The following is a 15,788-nucleotide window of genomic DNA, read 5'->3' as shown; positions in this document are numbered from 1 at the left end:
AGGAAGGATCATGGGGTTATGTTTGAACTGATTCACACTTCGGCGAAGCAGGGGTTGATCGCGAACCGGTCCGGCTTCTGTTCGGTTGCCTGGACGGAGGGAATTCCTTCCAATCTGATCGCACCGATTGAGAACCTGAGCTCTTATCAGCCGCTCTATGCGGCGCATACGCCGGAGGCGAAGCTCAATCCGGTCTGTTTCGCCTATCGCAAGTGCGGCTACGGCAGCCGGACGCTGCGGGTGGTGAGCCGGATCGGGTTTGCCGGGGTCGACTATTCCGGCCGTTCCAACCGGATTGCGCACCATCTGATTTTCGAGGACCGCGAGGAGCTGGACGCGGTACCCGGCGGGGCGGTCGCGGTCTGTCTGGAAAGCACGAACTTCCGTTCCGGCTGGAACGAGGAGCCGAAACTGCTCGCGCCGCGCCGTCCGCGCAGCGTCGCGAACCCGCTCGGCATCGCCGACGCGTGGAAGCGGCTGACCGGCGATCCCGGCTGGGCCGGGGTGGTGGCGGAGGGATTTCTCGACGGTTCGATGCGGAACTGCTATCTGGAATTTTCCGCCGAGGTTCCGGCGGAGGAACTGCTTGAGCTGATCGCGGAGGTGGCCCGGCTGCTGCCGCCGGAGCGGCTGGACGATTTCACGTTCAGCACCTATTTCGTGCAGGCTCCGAGCGGCGGCGAGTGTTTCCTGCGCTGTTGTCCGGCCGGTTCTCCGGCTCTGGACACGATCCGGCGGCTGCGCCCGCAGGAGGTGATCCGGCTGGGGGTGTTGGAAACGATTCCGGAGAACCGGGAGCGGTCGCCGCTGGTGGACGCCGCCCGCACCGGCATTGTGCCGCTGGAGTGGAGCGCCGGAATGCCGAAGTTGCCGCCGCAGGTGGAGTTCGTGCCGTTGACCGGCGGGAAGCGGCCGGTGCCGGAGGAGGAGTTTTACCGGGTGTCGGACCGGACGCCGGTGCCGATCGTGCTGCCGGAAGCTCCGGCGTCTCCCCCGCCTGCCGAACCTGCGGCGGAAGAACCCGCGCCGCCCGGAAACACCGGGAGAAAGCTTGTTTTCCTGACCGGAATCATCGCCGTTCCGGTGCTGCTGGCGGCGGGCGGTTACTGGCTGATGAAACAGATGAAGCCCGCTTCCGGCGGGGCGGAAGCTCCGCCGGTGGTGGTGCGTGTTACGGAGCCGGCGGCTCCGGTTGTTCCTCCGGCGGCTTCCGAATCGCCGGAGGTTTCCGAGTCGCCGGTCGTTCCGGCGGAAAAGGAGGCTGTCCTTCCGCCGGTTCCCGTGCCGGAACCGGTGCCGCCGCCTCCGCCGCCGGAGCCGGTGGCGGAAATCGCTCCGCCTCCGCCCCCGGTCGAGAAGAAGCCGGAACCGCGCCTGAGGCACCTGATGCCCGCGGAGAGTTTCGCGCTGTACCGCGACTGGATGGAAGGGCGCGGTTCCATCCGGCTGCCCGCGGCGGTGGCCCGCGCCGAGCGGTTGCGGGTCGAGCTGGAGACGGTCGGCAAAATCCGGCCCGGAGTGCTGGACTGGAAACAGTTCGTCGCGGATTCGGCGGACGGCCGCATGGTGCGGCTGCTTCCGGCCCGGATGGTCCGGAAAAGCCCGGAGGTCGCCGCCGTTTACCTGCCGGAAGGCGACCGGCCGGAGAGTGAATTGATTTTGCGCCTGGGGAAAGCGGGAGCGCTTGAGATCGCATTGCCGATGCGGGTTACGGGGACGACGCCGGGATTGGGCAACATCCTGCGGATTCATTTTCTGGCTCCGGGCGAGGATGTGGTCTGGGAGGCGCGCTTTCAGCCCGGCTATGCGGAGCTGACCGGCAAGGGGACGCTGCAGGTCGGGGATAAGTGGCAGCTGGGTTTCGAGCCTTCGGCCGATGAAAGGAAGTTCGCGCCGTTTCTCGAGGTTCGGGTCGGCAGCCTGCCGCCGGCGGAGCTTTCGCGCAGTACGCTTTCCGCTTTATGCGGCGAATGGAACTGGCGCATGGGCAAACTGGACGAAGTGAAGCGCGAACTGGAAAAACTGCGCTCGGAGCTGGCGGAAATCGGCGGCGGTTCGGTTTCGCAGGGCTGGTGGGCGCTGCAGGAGAGCAAGCTCGACGACTTGCTCGGACAGGCCGTCTGGGACCCGAAAGAGATCATGGCGGTGGCCGGGGAGATGAGTGCGCTGGTGTTTCAGGCCGCGGCCGCGGAACCGGAACGCGCGGTGCAGTGGCGCAACGAACTTACTTCGGTGATGCGCGACTTCCACGCCCAGTGCGCCAGAAAGGGCAAGAACGCCCGGCCGGTGGAGCGGCGCGACTATTACGCGGAGGCCTCCGCAAAACTGCTGGAGCGGCTGGATACGCTGGAAAGCCACTGCGCCCGGCTGCGGAAACTCCACTCCGATATCCGGAAACAGCAGTCGGTGCTTGACCGGGAGAAGTCCAATCTGCAGAAGCTGGTGAAAGACCTGCGTGCGGAGCTGGCGCGGATTTCTCCGGTCGCGGAGCACTTTTTCGATTCCGAGCTGGAGGCGGAGCGGAAAATCGTGAATGACGCGGGCCACCGCGCCGCATTCGCCGCCAAAGTCCCGGTAACTCACCGGATGGCCAAAGACGCCGAAGGAAAAAAATGAGCAAAATTCAGGAGAGTTTGGATGCGATCGGCCGCTTTCTGGATGCCGCCGACCAGAGCAGCACTCCGGCGATGCGGAGTGTCGCCGAGGTGTACCGGGCCGCGTGCGTTGAGGTGAACGCCCGGCTGGGCGAATGCCGGAAACTGATCGACGCCGGATTGCTCTCCGAAGCGGAACGGCTGAACCGGAGGCTGTCGCCTTCGCTGACGGAGCGCGCCGGGATGCTGGATTTCCCGCGCTGCGCCGAGTGGTGCGAATTCTGCCGGCTGTATGATTGGCCGTCGCCGCCGCCGATCGACCGCGCCACCGTGGAGAAGCTGGCGGCGGGCGTCGCGTTGGCGGCGGACCTGAATGCGCTGGTGCGCCGCTGGCGCCTGGTTGCGCGCGACGGCGGCAGCGCGGAGAAAATCCGGGTGCTCCGGCAGCTGGTCGCGGCCGATCCGGCGGGAAGCCGGGTCTGGAAGGAGAATCTGGCCGAGGTGGAGCGCAGCCGGTTCGCGGAGCTGCTGCGCGACGGAAAACTGGCGGCGGAGCATGGTGACGTCGCGGAGCTGCAGCGGATCTACTCCGAGCTGGTCTCCCCGGAGCTGCTGACGCAGCCGGAGCGTGGACCGCTGGCGGAATTGGCCGCCGCTCTGGCGGAACTTCAGCAAAAAGAGCTGCACCGGCGCGAGGAGACGCTTCTGGACGGGATCGCTTCCGCCTACAGCGCGATGGACCGGAATGCCCTTGAACGGAAGCTTGAGGAGTGGCGGATTCTCTGCTCCGAACCGGGATTCCAACCGGCGCAGAACGGCTTGCGGCAGGTTGAGGACGCCCGGAAGTGGCTGGAGGAGTGCCGGGAGCGGCAGGAACGGGAGCGGAGATTTTCCGAGCTGGAAGTGCAGTTGACCGATGAGCTGGACAACGAGGCCGGTCTCCGGTCGGTGGAGAGTTCGTTCAATATGCTGATGGCGCTGGATCTGCCGGTTTCCTCCCGGCTGGTGGAGCGCGTGGAGCGTTACCGGGAGAGTTGCCTGCTCGCGGAGCGCCGTCGCCATATCCGCAAGTGTATCTACGGGATCGGCGGGGCGCTGCTTCTGGTGCTGCTGGTTGCGGTGGCGGTCCGGCTGGTGCAGAATGAGCGTGAAAGCCGGGAGGCCGGGCGGCAGATGGAGGAGCTGCTGGCCGAAAAGAACGCCGTCGGAGCTCTCGCCGTGTACGACCGGGTCCGGCGTGACTCCCCGGCGCTGGCGGAACGGCCGGAGCTTCTGGCGCTCCGGGCGAGGGCGGGAAAGCTGGCCGATGAGTTCGCCGCCGCCGATGCCGGCTTCGCCCGGCTGCTGGAGCGGGCGGAGGAGGCGCTGACGCCGGAGCGCGTGGAGAATTCTGAAGCGGCGGAGCTGTTCCGCAAGCTCGGAAGCATGGCGGCGGGACGGGCCCAGCCGCTGCTCGACCGGTTTGACGCCGCCGACCGGAAGCGGCGGAAACTGCTGGAAGAGAACCGGGAACGGCGGACCCGGGAGTTCCGCGCCGCATCGGAAAGAATCCGGCGGGAGCTGGAGCGGATTTCCGCGGAGATTCCCCGCGAAGGCAGTTCTCTGGAGCAGTTGGAACAGGCGGTGCGGGCCGTCGGAAAAGAGTTTGACGCCCTGCTGCGCAATGCTTCCGGAGTTGCCGGCAACCTGAAGCAACAGCAGCAGGAGCTGGTGAATATTGCGGTCGGCCGCGCGGACGGCGCACTGCGGACGACCGCCAAGTTGCGGAGCATCCGGCAGCGCCTGACCGCTCCGGCGGATTTCTGGAGCTATGCGGGGGCGTTGGAGACGCTGGCGGTGGAGGCGCCTTCGCTGGCGGATGCGAACCGGAAGCGGGCGGCGGGGCTGCTCGGGCTGTGGCGTTCGATGCTGGAGCAGCCGGTCGAGGCCGGGATTCTGGAGTCGCCGGAGAAGCTGAAGGAACGGCTCGCCGCGATTCCGGCGGGAGAGGCCGCACTGCCGGTCGCGCTCGACCTGGCGAAATTCGCTCCGCCCGGCATCGCCTACCGGGACCCGGTGGCGGCGGTGAAGGAGAAACTGGACAAACTGGAGCGCGAGGTGATCGCCGACAGCGATCTGTATGAATTGATCCTGGCGGATGCGGCGGGAGGGGAGTACCGGTTCTATTCGGTGACGGAGCCGAAGGTGCTGTTCAGCAGCACCGGCGTGGCCAAGTCGATGGAGCTGGCGGTGTCGCTGCACTCCGGGCAGGAGGGGATCCCGTTCTACCTTCAGCTGTGGCGTACCGACGGTTCGGAGGGAGGCCGCAGCGCCTACCGCTTTCAGCCGTCGTCCCAGACGGCGCTGGAGAAGCTGGCGTTCCCGAAGGAGTTCGTCGAACTGCGCGGCGTGGATATGAAACAGCCGGTCTTTCAGAAAGCGGCGCATTACCGGTTTCTGGCCCGGGCGGCGGCCCGGCTGCGGGATGCGAAAACGCTTGAAGAGATGGAGCGTGAAACCGGCAGCCTGATCCGGTCCGCCGTGGAGAACCGGGAGATGAATCCTTATATGAAGGTGGTGGCGGTGAAGCGGCTGCTGGAACTGCTGCGCGCTTTCTCCTTCTTTTACGACGTGCAGCTGACCGATATCCTGTACCGGCTCGACCGGAGCAACGCCGGGCGGAACTGGAACTGGCGCAATCCCCGCGAACTGGTCGACCACCCGGACGAGGTCCGGGAGATGGAGGCCGCCCTGGCGGCGCTGGATGTGACCCGGCTCTTCGATGAAGTCCGGCTGTACCGGAAGCTCTGGAAGACCGCGCTGCTGCGCAAATTTCAGGCGGTCGGAACGGTGGAGGAGAAGGCCGGCGGCGAGTTGACGCTGCGTTTGTTCGCCCCCGTCCGGTTCCGGGAGCTGTGGGTGGTCGATTCCGTGGGAAAGGACAAATTCCGGATTCTGTGCCTGCCGGATTCGGCGGCAGGCGGCAGGATTCCGGAGGAGTTCCGGCGGTACTGCTTCCCGGGGCAGGTGCTGTTTGCGCCGGTGGACTGGCGTTCCACCGGGGAGCTGGCCGCAGCGTTTCGGAAGGAGGCGGCGGAACGGGGAAGCCGCATCGATATGTGGCCGCAGTCGTGGCCGCTGAACCGGCGGGGGCGGGAAGATGAGTGAACGGTATTTTTACCTGAGGAAGGCGGGGCGGATCACCGGGCCGTTTGAAGCGGCCCGCCTGCTGGCCGGAGCGCGGCACGGCCGGATCGGTGCGGAGGATGAAATTTCCCGCGACAAGCGGGAGTGGCGGCGCGTTGCGGAGGTGCCGTGGCTGAAGCCGGAGTCCGCCGCGGAGCCGCCGCTCTTTGCGGAGCCGGAAATCCGGATGCCGGAACCGGAGGCGCAGGCGGAAGCGGCAATCCCTCCGGTCGCCGCACCGGTGGCGGTTTCTCCGGTTTTTCCGATTGAACCGGAGGAGGAGTGGGAGCCGCCGGAGGTTGATCTGGCGGAAGCGCCTTCGGCCCGGCGGCTGGTCGGCGATGCGCTGTCGCTGATCTGGAACACCACGGACAATCTCCTGAAAATCCCGGAGCGTTACGGCGTCTCCGGGACCGTCTGGAGCGGCGTGACCGCATGGCTCGGTTCGATGGCGATGATTATGGCCGCCATCGCGGCGTTCGGGCGGAGTTACCGCTTCTGGGAGGGCGGCGCAACGGTCGTCGCGGGCGGGCTGTTCACGCTGCTGCTGGGTGCCGGACTGTGGGCGGGAACGGCGGTGTGCCGGATTGTGGCCGGGCGGGACGGAAACGAGGGAGCGTGGCATTTCGACTGGCTGACCTCCGGGGCCGTTCTGCTGAATTTCAGCGCCGCGGCCGTGATTACATTGGCGACGGCGGCGTGGACGGCGGAGTGGAAGTGCCTGATCTGCTTTAATTTATTCGTCTGGAGTTTCAGCTTCGCGAACGGGGCGGCGGCGCTGCGGATCGGGTTGACCCGGTTTGCGGACGTGCGCCCGCGCCACGCGATCTGGCTGTCGGCGGTGGTGATCGGCACGCTGGCCGTCGCGGCCTGGGCGGCATGGCGGCGGTGGTTGGGATAAGGTTCCCTGAAGGGACGGGAAAGGACACTATGGCGGAAGAACGGAAATTATCGTGGGACCACAGCGACATCGAACGGGTCTGCGGCTTCCAGAGCAGGAAATTCACCGGTGTGAACTACGTGTTCACCTGCATCATCGGCGCGGCGCTTTCGGCGCTGTTCTATGCGGCGCTGCTGCCGTTCCGGGGGAGGGGAATCCAGTTGATCGACATGTTTTTCCACGGCGGCGCGGAGCATCGTTCGACGATCCCCTATTACACGGTCTTCCTGACCGGCTGGGCGCTGGCGATCGTATTTGTGAAGTGGAAGAAGCTGCAGGTGCAGCGGCGGGCGCTGGAGGTGAAAATCCTGCCGGACGATCCGAATTTCGTGCTGTCGCCCCGGACCGCGCGGGAGATTCTGGACCGGATGTATGAGAAGGTCGACTCCCCGCGCCGTTTCGTGCTGTTCGACCGGATCGAGCGGGCATTGTCGAACCTGAAAAATCTCGGGAATATTTCGGCGGTGGCCGAATGCCTGAACAATCAGGCGGCGAACGACGACAACTATCTGGCAAGCTCGTACACGGTGCTGAAAGGATTCATCTGGGCGATTCCGGTGCTGGGCTTCATCGGCACGGTGATCGGGCTTTCCACCGCGGTCGGCGGCTTCGGCACGGTGGTCGCGCAGGGGGCCGATATCGAACAGTTGAAGTCGTCGCTGGGCGGCGTGACCGGCGGTCTGGCGGTCGCCTTTGAAACCACGCTGATCGCGCTGGTGGCGGCGCTGTTCGTGCAGCTGGTGATGACGTTCGTGCAGAACAAGGAGGAGCTGTTTCTGGACGACTGCGCGGACTACTGCCACCGCAACCTGATCGCGAAGATGAAGAATGTGAATCTGATCGAACCGGAAGCGTAAAAGAAGGGCGGCCATGCCGAAACAGGATCATACTCCGGCGGTTTCGCTGTTTTCGTTTCAGGACATCATCACCTCGATCACCGGGATCATGTTTCTGGTGGTGCTGCTGTTGCTGTTGTTCATCCTGGAAGCGGAGCCGGAGGCGGCGGGCCGGGAACCGCGTGAAAAGCTCAAAGAGGCGGCGGCGCGAGTGGAAGAGCTGCGCAGGCAGCTGGACCTGAACCGTGCCGCCGACCGCGAGCTGCTCCGGAAAATCGGGGAGTACCGCCGGAACGATCCGCGTCTGCTGCAGCAGCGGCGCGAGGAACTGCAACGGCAGGTGCGGGAACTCTCCGCCGAAGCGGCGCAAAATGAATCGGAGGCGAAGAAGCTGGAAACGGAACTGGCCGGACTCCGGCGCGATCTGGAGGCGGCGGAGAAACGCCGGGAGGAACTTCGGCTTCAGCTGAAGGCGGCGGGACAGCGGGAAACGGAGCTGCGCGGAGAGCTGGAACAGGCGGAAAACCGGGAACTGCGCCGCCGCCGGCTGGTGCCGTATACGGTGGACGGGGATTTCGGGATGGACCCGGTGCTGGCGGAGTGCGGCCCCGACGGAATCCGGGCGCTGGCACTGGCGGATAAGAGCGTGCATGATTTCCGCCGCCCCGGTGCGCTGACCTATTTTGAATCGGTGGAGGCGTTTATGAGCTGGGCGCGCACGCTCGACGCTTCGCGGGTCTACTTCTGCGTGCTGGTCAAGCCCGCCGCGTTCCGGTATGCGGAGGTGACGGCTTCGCAGCTTCAGGCGGCGGGATTCCGGCGCGGGCTGGAGGTGATGCCGTCGGATGAAAGCACCATTTTCGGGGAGGAAGCGCGATGAGACGCCGCCGGGAGGATGCTTCAAGCCTGGAACTCTTGCTCGATACGATGTGCAATACCTTCGGCGGGGTGATGTTCATCGCGATCTCGCTGGTCGTGGTGATTTCGATGGTGCGTTCGGCGTCGCGGGCGCTGGAGGAGAATGCGCCGCGGAAGCTGGAGCAGCTGCAGCAGGAGCTGGCGCGGTTGGAGCGCGAGGCGGCGGAGAGCCGTGAATCCGTGGAGCAGCGCCGCGAGCTGGCCGGACTGCTCGCCGCCGGGCCGATGCGCGAGGAGCTGGAGATGCTGGCGGCGCAGGAGGCGCAAGTGCGCCGCCTGACGGACCGGAAGCTGGCGCAGGAGGCGAAGAGTGCGGTATTGCGGGCCGATGCCGCCGTGCGGCGGGAGGCGCTCGCGAAGCTGCGGCCGGAGATTGACGGACTGGAGGCGAAGCGGAACGCCGCCGAAGCCGCGCGGCGGGAGTTGGAACAGAAGCTGGAAATCATCCGGGCGAATCTCGACTCCTCCCCTGCCGGGACGCTGCATTTCAAGGTGTTGCGGCAGAGCAGCAGAATTCCGTGGTTCCTGGTGGTGCGCAACGGCCGGGTATGGCGGGTCGGGCCGGGGAAGCGGGACGGCAGGGACGTGCCGGAGCCGGATGTGGAATTCACCGTTTCCGGCACGGTGGTGAGCTGTACGTTGAAACCGGGCGCGGGCGTCCCGACGCTGGCGGACGGGAAGATTTCGCCGGAACTGCGGCGGATTCTGGACGCGGTCCCGGGAAACCGGGTGCCGGAATTCTGGGTGGACCCGGACAGTGCAAAGGAGTTTTTCACGGTGCGCGAACAGTTGAAGCAGGAAAAGGTCATGCACGGCTGGGGCCCCGCCCTCGCCGGAGACCGTTTCGAGTATCATATAACCACACAGGCGACCCATGAATATTGACGATGAACGCGATCCCGAACTCGACGTGGAGCAGGAACGGGAGCCGGACCGGCACTGGCTGCGGCCGTATCTGCTGATTCTGCTGGCGGTCGCGGTATTGGCGCTGTTTGTCCGCCCGGCGTTGTCCGGTGCGGGGGAGGGCGGTTCCGGCACGGGCGGCGGAGCCGCGGGAACGGGTTCCGGCGCGGGTCAGGAGAGAGCTGCGGCCGGTTCCGGCAGCGGTGACGGAGACGGGGCCGCCGCGACCGGTGCGGCGGAACGGGGTACGGGGAGTGGCGGGGAGGCTTCCGCCATTCCCGAAACCGCTTCGCCTGCGGCTGCTTCCACTGCTCCCGCCGCCGCTTCGGCTCCGGCGCTGCAGTGGGAGAGCGACCGCCCGGCGACCGACACTGAGGAACGGGTTTACCGGCTGGCCTGTCTGTATCTGGGCAATGCGGTGGCGGACGGCGGGAAAATCCGTTTCCCGGCTTTCGGAGCGCCGGGCACGTCGATCCGCAAGGCGGAAAAGGGCTACGAAGTCGCGGGATTTTTCCGGATCGAAGGGAAGGACGGACGGTTCGCCGATTACCGGTATACTTTGACGGTCGATGAACATATTGTGAGCGTACTGAACTCTTCCACCACCAGAATGGAGGCGAAACCTTGAGAAATTGGAAATGGCTTGTGACGGCGGCGCTGCCGCTGCTGTGGATGCTCCCGGCCGCCGGAGTCCCGGTCTGGTCGGGAGCGGCGGAGGAGCCGGTTCCTCCGCCGAAAGCGGCGCCGGGCAAACCGGGGAACGGTGCCGGAGGCTTCTACGGAGTGGAGGTCCGGGCGGAAAAGCGGGTGGTTTTCCTGGTCGACGTTTCCGGCTCGATGGGGGCGGTGACGCCGGAGGGCGGCAGCCGGCTCGACGTGATGAAGCGCGAACTGCGCCGGGCGGTCGGCAGCGCCGTCGCTTCGGCGAACCGGATCGGCGCGCCGAAAGAGGCCGGGAATTTCCGGGTCTGGGCGTTCTCGTCGGGCTTGCAGCTGTTTCCCGACCTGGAGCCGTGCGGTTTCCGGGACCGCTCTGCCGTCGAACGCCTGAACCGGTTCGTGGGGGCGCTCGGTGCGGGCGGCAGCACCAATATGCTGATGGCGTGGCGGAAGATTCTGGAGCTGACGAAGCACGGGCAGCTGGACACGGTTTATTTCCTGTCGGACGGCGACCCGAGCGATTGCTCCGCGGAGGAGCTTACGCGGCTTTTGACCCGCCTGCCGAAGGATGTGACGGTGCATTGCTTTGCGATCGGCCTGGATTCTTCGCTGCTCAGGGAGATCGCCGCTGCGCACAACGGCAATTATGTGGTCAGGATGTAGAAAAATCAAACTCCGGGGAGGGTATGGAAAGCATGTTTCAGTCTCGGTATGATCTGGTGGTGGCCGGCGGCGGAGTCGCCGGAGTCGCGGCGGCGTTGGCGGGGGCGCGGCGGGGGCTGCGGACCGCACTGGTCGAAAAGACGGTCTGGTTCGGGGGGCTGGCGACCTCCGGACTGATCTATATTTATCTGCCGCTCTGCGACGGCAACGGCACGCAGGTGACCTTCGGCATCTCCGAGGAGATGCTTAAGCGCAGTCTGGAATACGGTCCCGGCGAAATCCCCCCGGGCTGGCGGCGGGAACGCAACGCGGCCGAGGCGCGCCGCTACCGGGTGATCTTTTCGCCCGCCTCTTTCGTGCTGAGCCTCGATAAAATGCTGGAGGAGGCCGGGGTGGAGCTGTGGCTCGACACCGTGGTGACCGGCGCGACGGTCGAAGACGGGCGGCTGAGCGCGGTTTCCGTCGCGAATAAGAGCGGCTGCGGCGAGCTGCGCGCGGCGTGTTTCGTCGATGCGACCGGCGACGCGGACCTGGCGGCGTTTGCGGGGCACGGGTGCATCGAGGCCCCGAATGCGCTTGCCAACTGGACGCTGGAATACCGGGAGGGGGCGGTCGGGCTGGCTCCGAACTGTTCGATGGCGATTGTGGGATGCAGCACCGACCCGGAGACGGTTCCGCCCGGAATCAGCGGCCGGACCGTCAGTGAGGCGGTGTTGGCGGGGCGGAAACGCTACCGGGAACGGCTGGAACGGGAGTACGTTTCCGGGAAATTCGACCGGCGGAGCCTGTTCCCGCTGATGCTTCCGGCGATGGCGGAGTTGCGCCACACCCGCTGCGTGACCGGGGAATTCACGCTGGAGCCGGGCATGGAGTGGACCGCTTTCCCCGATTCGGTCGGCCTGGCCGCCGACTGGCGCAAGCCCGGCTTTGTGTGGGAGATTCCGTACCGCACGCTGCTGCCGAAAGGATTGAAGGGAGTGCTGGCGGCGGGGCGCTGTTCCAGCAGCCGGGGCGACGCGTGGGAGGTGACGCGGGTGATTCCCGCCGCCGCGATGACCGGGGAGGCGGCCGGAGTCGCCGCCGCGCTGTCGGTCGCGGCCGGGATCACGCCGGACCGGCTGGACTGCGGGGTTTTGAGCCGTGAACTGACGCAAGTGTGCGGTTTTGCGCTGCATTTCGGAGATCTGGGGTTGACCGGAGAGGGGCGGTGATTATGAAACAGGTGATTCTGACGTTTGACGACCGGGTCGCTTCCCAGCTGGAAGCGGTCGCGCTGCTGAAGGAGTACGGCTTCGGAGCGACTTTCTACATCAACCGGTTTGAGGAAAAACGTCCTGAGGCGGAAGAACGGCCGCTGATGACGGCGGCGGAACTGCGGCAGCTGGCCGGGGCCGGTTTCGAGCTGGGGAACCATTCGGTGAACCACCCGGATTTTTCGACGCTGGACGACGCGGAAATCGAGCGGGAAATCGACGGGATGGAGCGGATGTTCGCCGCCGCCGGGCTGCCGAAGCCGGTCACGTTCGCCTATCCGGGCGGCCCTTTCTGCGAACGGGCCGCCGCGATCCTGCGGCAGCGCGGCTATCTGGCCGCCCGGACCAACGAGCATCGCGGCTACGACCCGGAAACGGACTCCGTGATGCGGATTCCGGCCTTCCCGGTCGCGAACAAGTATCCCGGCATCTTCCGGGAGGCGGTCGCCGCCGGGCAGGAGGGCAGGGTGATCGTGCTGATCTACCATGGGATTCCGGATGCGGCGCTTCACTGCAGCACCGCCTTCGCGGAGTTCAAAATGCAGATGAAGTACCTGAAGGAGGAGCACTACCGCGTGACCGGCCTCGCGGAGTTCCTGCGCCGCTGAGCGGTCAGCTCGTAGGCGAACACCACCTGATCCGGCACCTGAAAGGTGTCGGCGGTGAAGCGCAGTTCGCCCTGCTCCCGGCGGAACGGGATTTCGGCGAGCCTCCGGCCGGAGCAGTCGAGCGCATGGAGCTTCCACGTTTTTTCCGGCAGCGCCAGCGCGAAGGAGGCGGTCCCCTTACGGCCGAGCATCCGCCCGGAGCCGTCCCGGTAGATCGTCAGGCCGTGGCCGCTCTTGAACTCCATGCCTTCCAGCCGGTTGTCGGTCAGGTGCAGCAGCAAAATGCGGTCCGATTCGGCGAGCGGCCGGTCGTCGAGCGCGATCGCGGCCACGGTCGCGAAACTCCGCTCCGCGCGGACGCGCAATACGGCTCCGGCCAGCGCCTGCTTTTCGGGCAGCACCGCCGCTTCGCTGCGCGGCGTGACCATCCGGAAAGTTCCGGCGGCATAGTCGGCCGCCAGTTCTCCGGGGCGGACCGGACCCGGAGCCGCAGGGCCGGCGTTGGCGTCCGCGAGGACCGTGCCGACTCGGCCGTGCAGCGCAAGTTGTTCGTACTCGTCGGGATAGGTCGGAAGGTAGCTTCCCATGCAGTCGGAAGCTACCGCGATTTCAAACTTTTCGCGGGCCGTGGCGACGTCGCCTCGCAGGAACGCGGCCAGCCCGATCCGTTCGCTGAGCATCCGCACCGGATCGTGAGCGGTTTCGAAGCAGCGCAGATCCGGTTTGCCGAAAAGGCCGCGGTGGTGCCCGGCGTAGTCGAACCGGAACAGTCCGCTCCATCCCTGCTGCGCCGCGAATGCGCCGAACAGCACCGCTCCCTCCGATCGGAACTCATTCGGGTAGCAGATGTCGAACTCCGTAACCATGAACGGCTTGCCGAATAATCGCGCCGGAGCGAGCTCGAGCGGCGCCTTCAGCCTCCTGGCGAGCTGGCTCCGATTGCCGAACCTCGCCGGAGGCTGCCAGGGACGGCCCGGATATTCCGGGTGATCCCCGTAGAGATGCAGGTCGACCACGTCGAGAAGCGCCCGGTCGGCGGCGGCGTTCGGCGAGGCGATATAGTTCTGGTCGGTCAGCGGTGCCGTGACGCCCAGCTTGCGCAGGAAGGTTTTCATATCGTTGTAGAACTCCCGGTAGAGTTCTCCGAGGAACCGCCGGTACTCCCGCTCCCGATCCGGGCTGCCGGGGTGTTCCCGCCGCCACGCGTCGAACTTCCGGTCGAACGCTTCGCGCAGCGGCCCGGAGATCATCCGTATCTGGTGGAGCGGGGTGTTTTCGTTGACCAGATTGACCAGCAGCAGCGACGGCTCCTGCGCCCAGCGGCTGCCGGTGTACGGGTTGCGGTGGCCGAGCAGTGCGCGGCTGAAGGCTTTCAGGTTGTCGCGCATTTCCGGGTACAGGATCACGCCGAGCTTGTAGTCGCGGTCCGAGGTGAATTCCGGCAGCGCCTTGAACTCCCCGCGCTGCCACGGCCGCCCCGAAAAAAGGTCGATCGTGAACCGGATGCCCCGCCTTTGCAGCGCATATGCGAAGTAGTCGAGCTTGTCGAGCTGCTCCGGGTCGAGTTTTGTCGAGCTTCCCGCCCCCCGTTTGACCAGGTCGCGGTCGAAGAGATGGAGGCGGACCGCGTTGTAGCCGATGCGCCGGAACCGTTCCGACAGGCGGTCGGCCTCCTGATGGCTCATGTAATTCGCGGTATAGCCGAGGTTGGTGCCGTAGAACCGGATCGGACGGCCCGACTTTTCCAGCCGCAGCTCCCCGCCGTGCGCCACCACCCGCTCCGGTTTACTGTCGGGCGGCTCCAGCAGAAAGGAGAAGTCCAGCGCCGAACCGGCCTGTACTTCAGGATCGACCGGGAACGGCCGCCAGTCTGCTCCCGGCCGGACGATCTCGTTTTCATACCGGGTCAGCGGGATTTCATCCGGCGACACGCTTGCCGCCGCGACCATCCACATCCCCTGGCCGGTGACGGTAAAACCGACCGATTGCAGCGGCCGCGCCGGTATCGCGAAGGCGGCCATGCCGAGCCGGGCGAACCAGCCCGCCCGCTCTGACGACCAGATCACCGGCGCATTCGCGAGCGTCGAACCGTTCCACCAGTTGTCCACATCGGTTCCGGCGGTTACCGGAATCTCCGCCGAACCGCCGTCGGTGAAACGGCAGTGAATCCGGCCGAGTTCGGTTCCGGCCGGCGGCGGCCACGCCGCCGCGTGGACCAGATAGAGCCGCCGGACCGTCTTGCCGCCCATCGGGATCGTCGCCCGCTTCGGGAAGTTCCGGCCCAGCACCACGCAGTGTTCGGTGAGGCTGAAGCGGAACGGCCCCTGCCGCAGCTCCCCCGGTTTCAGGTCGCGCAGGTCGTGTTCCGGCCCCTGATCGGTCCAGCCGCCCCTGCCGTCGCCCGCGGTTTCGTCGCGGAACCCCATGTTGCAGGCCGCGGTGAGGTCGACCGGTTCGATCCGCCACGGCTCAAACTTCGCCTCCAGCGAAAACTCCGCTTCCTGAAACGCCCCGGCACGGTCGAACGGGAGCGAAAAGCGCACCGCGTAGGTCGGAGAGTTCCAGACCCGGAAATCCAGCAGCCGGATCTCCGTTTCCCGTTCTGTTTTCAGCGTCAGCAGTCCGTCCCGCAGCGGCAGCCGCAGCTCCGTGCCGTTCCCCCGGAAAACCGTTCCGTCCGCCGCCGGTTCTTTCGGAAACGAAGCGGTTTTTCCGCCGATCCATACCGGCTTCCCGGCCAATGTCGCCGGCGGTTCCGCCTCGACCGGCAGCTCCGTGCCGTTCCCCCGGAAAACCGTTCCGTCCGCTGCCGGTTCTTTCGGAAACGAAGCGGTTTTTCCGCCGATCCATACCGGCTTCCCGGCCAATGTCGCCGGCGGTTCCGCCTCGACCGGCAGCTCCAGCTGCACGGCGAGCGTCTGCGTTTCAACCGGCTTTGCCGCCTTCAGGCTCCAGGTCAGGTGCCAGTGCTCCGGGGCGGGTTGTTCGATATGCAGTTCGCACCGGACCGGTGTTGGTTCGCCGCGCAGCTTCCAGCCGCCCCGGAATGTGTTCCCGTCCCGCTCCGGCCTCCACGAATCGGCGTGCCGGGTCTGGCTGGTCCAGTTTTTCGCGGTGTAGTGGGCCAGTCCGAGTGTTGCCGTGCCGTCGATTTTCAGGGAGCCGCCCGGCGTGAGTTCAAGGATTCCCGCCGCTGCCGCCGCCGGCAGCCAAAGGAGTGCGAGCAGTGTTTTCATGCGATCCGTTTC

At 66.2% G+C, this 15,788-nt stretch carries 11 protein-coding genes; 10 read left to right on the top strand and 1 reads right to left on the bottom strand.

The annotated features are described in order from the left end of the window. Nucleotides 1-18 precede the first annotated feature (18 nt). The 10 genes from C8D82_RS12300 to C8D82_RS12255 are packed head-to-tail and all read left to right on the top strand — an operon-like array spanning nt 19 to nt 12,540. Nucleotides 19-2,616: a GAP1-N2 domain-containing protein gene (locus C8D82_RS12300; RefSeq protein WP_116884586.1), complete on the top strand. Its 2,598-nt coding sequence runs from the start codon at nt 19-21 to the stop codon at nt 2,614-2,616. Then, nucleotides 2,613-5,741 carry a hypothetical protein gene (locus C8D82_RS12295; RefSeq protein ID WP_116884585.1) on the top strand — a complete coding sequence of 1,043 codons (3,129 nt, stop codon included), beginning with the start codon at nt 2,613-2,615 and terminating at the stop codon, nt 5,739-5,741. The genes C8D82_RS12300 and C8D82_RS12295 overlap by 4 nt, the downstream gene beginning before the upstream one ends. Beyond that, nucleotides 5,734-6,660, top strand: a complete 927-nt coding sequence (locus C8D82_RS12290; protein ID WP_116884584.1) for a hypothetical protein — start codon at nt 5,734-5,736, stop codon at nt 6,658-6,660. Before C8D82_RS12295 ends, C8D82_RS12290 begins: the two co-directional genes overlap by 8 nt. 29 nt (nt 6,661-6,689) lie before the next feature. Continuing rightward, entirely contained in the window at nt 6,690-7,556 is an 867-nt protein-coding gene (locus C8D82_RS12285) for a MotA/TolQ/ExbB proton channel family protein (protein WP_206212476.1), read from the top strand. A gap of 13 nt (nt 7,557-7,569) precedes the next feature. Further along, nucleotides 7,570-8,415, top strand: coding sequence for a hypothetical protein (locus C8D82_RS12280; RefSeq protein WP_116884583.1), 846 nt, complete (start codon nt 7,570-7,572; stop codon nt 8,413-8,415). After that, entirely contained in the window at nt 8,412-9,338 is a 927-nt protein-coding gene (locus C8D82_RS12275; protein WP_116884582.1) for a hypothetical protein, read from the top strand. Before C8D82_RS12280 ends, C8D82_RS12275 begins: the two co-directional genes overlap by 4 nt. Further along, nucleotides 9,328-9,984 carry a hypothetical protein gene (locus tag C8D82_RS12270; protein ID WP_116884581.1) on the top strand — a complete coding sequence of 219 codons (657 nt, stop codon included), beginning with the start codon at nt 9,328-9,330 and terminating at the stop codon, nt 9,982-9,984. Before C8D82_RS12275 ends, C8D82_RS12270 begins: the two co-directional genes overlap by 11 nt. After that, nucleotides 9,981-10,679 carry a VWA domain-containing protein gene (locus C8D82_RS12265; RefSeq protein WP_116884580.1) on the top strand — a complete coding sequence of 233 codons (699 nt, stop codon included), beginning with the start codon at nt 9,981-9,983 and terminating at the stop codon, nt 10,677-10,679. The genes C8D82_RS12270 and C8D82_RS12265 overlap by 4 nt, the downstream gene beginning before the upstream one ends. Before the next feature lie 32 nt (nt 10,680-10,711). Next, complete coding sequence (locus C8D82_RS12260; protein WP_187144072.1) at nt 10,712-11,890, top strand: FAD-dependent oxidoreductase; 1,179 nt, start codon at nt 10,712-10,714, stop codon at nt 11,888-11,890. Nucleotides 11,891-11,892: 2 nt separating this feature from the next. After that, a complete protein-coding gene (locus C8D82_RS12255) occupies nt 11,893-12,540 on the top strand; it encodes a polysaccharide deacetylase family protein (protein WP_116884578.1) in 648 nt (215 codons plus the stop codon). Here C8D82_RS12255 and C8D82_RS12250 read toward each other — a convergent pair. After that, nucleotides 12,501-15,776 carry a hypothetical protein gene (locus C8D82_RS12250; protein ID WP_116884577.1) on the bottom strand — a complete coding sequence of 1,092 codons (3,276 nt, stop codon included), beginning with the start codon at nt 15,774-15,776 and terminating at the stop codon, nt 12,501-12,503. The two genes, C8D82_RS12255 and C8D82_RS12250, sit on opposite strands and share 40 nt — an antisense overlap. Nucleotides 15,777-15,788 lie beyond the last annotated feature (12 nt).

Origin of the sequence: Victivallis vadensis, assembly GCF_003096415.1 — a bacterium.
Classification (GTDB): Bacteria; Verrucomicrobiota; Lentisphaeria; order Victivallales; family Victivallaceae; genus Victivallis; species Victivallis vadensis.
The sequence above is the reverse complement of the archived record's forward strand: the minus strand, read 5'-3'. Positions and strand labels throughout refer to the sequence as shown.

What these genes read in the sequence shown, in the direction of transcription:
- C8D82_RS12295 (WP_116884585.1), top strand. Translation starts at nt 2,613, where the DNA reads ATGAGCAAAATTCAGGAGAGTTTGGATGCGATCGGCCGCTTTCTGGAT.
- C8D82_RS12290 (WP_116884584.1), top strand. Translation starts at nt 5,734, where the DNA reads ATGAGTGAACGGTATTTTTACCTGAGGAAGGCGGGGCGGATCACCGGG.
- C8D82_RS12275 (WP_116884582.1), top strand. Translation starts at nt 8,412, where the DNA reads ATGAGACGCCGCCGGGAGGATGCTTCAAGCCTGGAACTCTTGCTCGAT.
- C8D82_RS12280 (WP_116884583.1), top strand. Translation starts at nt 7,570, where the DNA reads ATGCCGAAACAGGATCATACTCCGGCGGTTTCGCTGTTTTCGTTTCAG.
- C8D82_RS12250 (WP_116884577.1), bottom strand. Translation starts at nt 15,776, where the DNA reads ATGAAAACACTGCTCGCACTCCTTTGGCTGCCGGCGGCGGCAGCGGCG.
- C8D82_RS12270 (WP_116884581.1), top strand. Translation starts at nt 9,328, where the DNA reads ATGAATATTGACGATGAACGCGATCCCGAACTCGACGTGGAGCAGGAA.
- C8D82_RS12260 (WP_187144072.1), top strand. Translation starts at nt 10,712, where the DNA reads ATGTTTCAGTCTCGGTATGATCTGGTGGTGGCCGGCGGCGGAGTCGCC.
- C8D82_RS12285 (WP_206212476.1), top strand. Translation starts at nt 6,690, where the DNA reads ATGGCGGAAGAACGGAAATTATCGTGGGACCACAGCGACATCGAACGG.
- C8D82_RS12300 (WP_116884586.1), top strand. Translation starts at nt 19, where the DNA reads ATGTTTGAACTGATTCACACTTCGGCGAAGCAGGGGTTGATCGCGAAC.
- C8D82_RS12255 (WP_116884578.1), top strand. Translation starts at nt 11,893, where the DNA reads ATGAAACAGGTGATTCTGACGTTTGACGACCGGGTCGCTTCCCAGCTG.